Origin of the sequence: Marinifilum breve, from assembly GCF_003202155.1 — a bacterium.
GTDB lineage: Bacteria > Bacteroidota > Bacteroidia > Bacteroidales > Marinifilaceae > Marinifilum > Marinifilum breve.
The window spans coordinates 1-832 of record NZ_QFLI01000047.1; the positions used below are offsets into that span (position 1 = coordinate 1).

At 47.2% G+C, this 832-nt stretch carries 1 protein-coding gene; it reads right to left on the reverse strand.

The window, feature by feature from the left end; all coding sequences use genetic code 11:
* A partial coding sequence (locus DF185_RS24745; RefSeq protein ID WP_165836112.1) for a DDE-type integrase/transposase/recombinase occupies positions 1 to 832 on the reverse strand: 832 nt, incomplete at both ends.

An 832-nucleotide genomic window follows, 5' to 3' on the forward strand; every position in this document is an offset into this window, starting at 1 on the left:
CCTGGAAGTCGAAGTGTCGTTCCATAAACGAGTTGAGCCGCAGTGTATCCAATGTCAGCTTTCATTGCATTGCGGATACCTAGTAAGACGAGTGGAAGAGCGTCGGTCCATTGTGAAACGTTTGCAGCTGATAGCGAAGCTTTCAGTTGTCGGTGAAAACGTTCTACCAACCCGTTTGCTTGTGGATGGTAGGCGGTCGTTCGGAAGCGAGTGATTCCTAAAAGTGTGGTCAGACGACGGAAAAGATCAGATTCAAACTGACGTCCGCGATCTGTAGTGATGGGTGAAGGGCAGCCGAAGTTTGCTACCCATCGTTCGACGAAGGCGCGAGCCACTGTTTCAGCAGTGATGTCCTTGATAGGTACTGCTTCTGGCCATCGAGTGAAACGGTCTACGCAGGTTAAAAGATAAGAGTATCCATTTGAATCTGGTAAAGGTCCTACCAAATCCAGATGAACATGGTCGAAACGAGCATCGGGAGTTTTAAACGAGCCTAAGGGACATTTATTGTGTCTGATAACCTTAGATTTTTGGCAGCTTACACAGGAGCGTGCCCACTCCCTCACGTCTTTATTCATGCCAGGCCAGCAAAACCGTTCTGCTATAAGCTTGATGGTTGCACGAACACCTGGATGCGAAAGTTTGTGCAATGTGTTGAAGACATTGCGTCGATAATGTTTCGGCACGATTGGGCCATCCCTACCTGTAGATGTGTCACAAAGTAAGGTTTCCTTACCTGTTCCCATCTGTTTGATGCGTAGTTTAAGTGTTGTGGACGATAACTCGTGCTGAAGATCACTGTTTTCTTTTTGAAGCTCGGCGAGTTTAAGAA